This window comes from Streptomyces sp. C (genome assembly GCF_000158895.1).
Lineage (GTDB): Bacteria > Actinomycetota > Actinomycetes > Streptomycetales > Streptomycetaceae > Streptomyces > Streptomyces racemochromogenes.
The window spans coordinates 1,440,291-1,443,066 of record NZ_GG657750.1 but is presented as its reverse complement, the minus strand read 5'-3'; the positions used below and the strand labels follow the sequence as shown (position 1 = coordinate 1,443,066).

The 2,776-nt window shown below is 79.0% G+C and carries 2 pseudogenes; both read left to right on the top strand.

The window, feature by feature from the left end:
• Window positions 1–2,117 (top strand): annotated as a pseudogene (locus SSNG_RS44765) (hypothetical protein); the annotation flags it as partial.
• A 17-nt stretch (window positions 2,118–2,134) separates the two neighbouring features.
• Window positions 2,135–2,776 (top strand): annotated as a pseudogene (locus SSNG_RS41870) (hypothetical protein); the annotation flags it as partial.

The following is a 2,776-nucleotide window of genomic DNA, read 5'->3' as shown; positions in this document are numbered from 1 at the left end:
CTTCGGCCCCCGCCTGGAGGGCACCGTCCACGCCCGCCCTGCGCGGCTCCGGCACCGCCGTCAGCCGCCTCCCGCACAACGCGGGCATCACCGCCGAGGTGCACGGCCGGATCGAGGGCCTGCTCACCGCCCTGCGCGGCGGCGGCCTCGCCGCGGCCGACGAAGCCGTCGACGAGCTCACCACCCTGCTCGACCGGCCCACCGCCCGCGCCCTCGACGGCATCGACGAAGCCCTCGCCGCACCGGACCTCACCGGCCCGCTCGCCCGCGCCCTGCGCGCCGGACTCCCCGAGGAGTACGGCTGGCCCGCCCTCGAAGAGGCCGTCGCCGGCCTCGGCGGCCCCGACGCCGTCACCGGAGTCACCTGCACCTGGCCCCTGCTGACCGTCTACGGCCCCGACCGCGCCGTCACCGTCGACCACGCCGGCCCCCGCGCCTCCTGCACCTTCCGGCTCCCCGGGGAAGCGACCGCGCACACCGTGCACCACGTCGGCGGCGCCTTCCTGGTCGCGTTCGGCACCACCCCCGAGGCCTCCTTCGGGGACCGGGCCTTCTGGGCCGACCGCCCCGAGGACGTCTTCGAGCCCGAGCAGCAGCTCGGCCTGCGCCGCTACGGCGGCAGCAGGGACCTCGGCTACCACTTCCAGACCCCGGACGGCGGCGGCCGCCACGAGGGCGGCTCCGTCCTGCGCCCCGGCGGCCGCGAGGGCATCGGCTCCTACGACTCCCAGATGAGCGACGGCCGGCGCTACTGGAGCTCCGGCGGCGTCGGCCCGCGGACCGGCCAGGTCCTGACCCGCGTCCACCCGGAGACCGGCGAGGTGCTCGCCGACACCACGCCCCCGGAGTTCCACACCGCCGCCGGACTCCCGCCCGGCACGCAGCGCTTCTCCGCCTCCTGCCAGACCCTCGCCGCCCTCCCCGAAGGCGCCCCCGCCTCCCCGCTCGGCCAGGACGGCCGGCTCGTCGGCTTCCGCGTCCTCAACCACACCCCCTACGCCGGCCCCTCGCCCACCTCGTTCGTCCTGGAGGGCGTCGACGGCCGCCGCGCCTCCTACCGCAGCCGCCGCCCGGGCCGCAGGCCCTGGGCCGTCGTCCGGATGCCCCAGGGCGGCGAGGACGGGGTGCTCACCGGCCAGGGGGCCATCCGCTGCCACGCCGCCGAGGACAACTCCCTCCTGTGGCAGGTGCACGGCTTCCCCGGCTCCGACGAGCGCCGCACGCCCGGCTTCGGCGAAGGCGCCGGCCCGGTCCCGCCGCCCGCCTTCTGGCACTTCCTCACCCCGCGCTGCGAGGCCTCCTCCCAGGCCCTGCGCACCCTCGACGACACCGCCGTACGCGCCCTGCTCGACGCCGCCCTCGCCGGCGACCCCGCCCCCGCCCTGCCCGGCGGCCTCGAACCGCGCATCGCCGCCGGCGTCGACCGGGCCGCCCGGCTCGCCGCCGACGTCCTGCGCCGGCTGCGCGAGCTCGCCCGCCGCGTCGCCCGGATGCGGGCCGCACCGGTCGTCACCCTGCGCACCGAGGTACCCGACTCCGTGCTCGCCCCCGCCCTCCACCCGCTGCTGTCGCTCCGCCACCGCTACTACAACGACCCCGAGCCCGCCCGGCAGCCCGCCATGCTCACCGCCGTCGCCGCCGACGGGCGCCACCTGCGCGGCGAGATCGACGACGAGGCCCGCGTGCTGGCCCGGCCCGCGGACCCCGAGCCCTGGGAGCCGCTGCTCGGCCGGATCGGAGCCGTCGCCTGGCGGGCCGCCGCCGCGACCACCCCCGACGGGGAACGGACGGCCCTGGCCGCGCTGCTGGACACCTGGAGCGGGCAGCCCTTCGCCGAAGCGGGCGGCACCTGGCGCACCGGCCGGGCGGGCGAGGAAGCCCTGGCCGCCCGCCGTGCCGCCGGGCACACCCTGGCCTCCGGGGGCCGTCCGCGGCGGCCGGGCCTGGTTCCTCCAGCGGCGGGCCGCCGACCCCGCCCCCGAGGGCGCCGAAGGACTGCCGGACCACCACCGTCGAGGACGCGGACTCCGTACGCCTGCCCCGGCTGCTGGAGCTCCTCGCCGAGCGGGGCCCGCTGCCCGCCGAGCCCGCCGCCCGCGAGGCCTTCACCCGGCTGACCGGGGTCCGGGACACCGTGGCGGCCCTGGTCCTCGCCGGGTTCCCGGCCCGCGAGAACCACCGCGAGCACCTCAAGCTGCTGGCCGCCGCGCCGTTCAAGGCCGGCAAGTCCCTCGCCGAGGAGTACGGGGCGCTCTCCCGGAAACTCGGCGACGCGGGCCGCTGCGCGGTCCTCGCCGCCGGCCTGCCGCAGGACGGGGCCGATCTCGCCGATCTGTGGGAGCCGGGCGGGACCGTCCGGGCCGCCGAGCGGATGGCCGCCGCGTGGACCGGCCTGCTGGGCGCCGAGGAGCGCGTGGACGAGGAACTGGCCGCCGCCCTGGAGGCCGACCTGGGCCTGCCCCTGCCCTGGGCCCGGGCCCTGCCCGCCGGCCGGACCCCCGACGGGACGCCCTCCGGCGCGGAGGGCCTCGTACTCGCCGGCAACCGCACGGGCGGGATCCACCTCCACCACGCCCGTCCCGACGGCACCGCGGGGAGCTGGATCCACGGGGAGCCCGCCCACCACACCGCCGTCTCCGTGATCGCCTGGGCCCTGACGGAACGGCCCGTCGGCGACGCCGGAGCCCGGGGCGCCCTGGCCCTGTACGGGCGGTTGCGGGACCAGATCGACGGCCCGGGCGCGCTCGTCCCGCTGGGCGGCTTCTTCGGGCAGCTG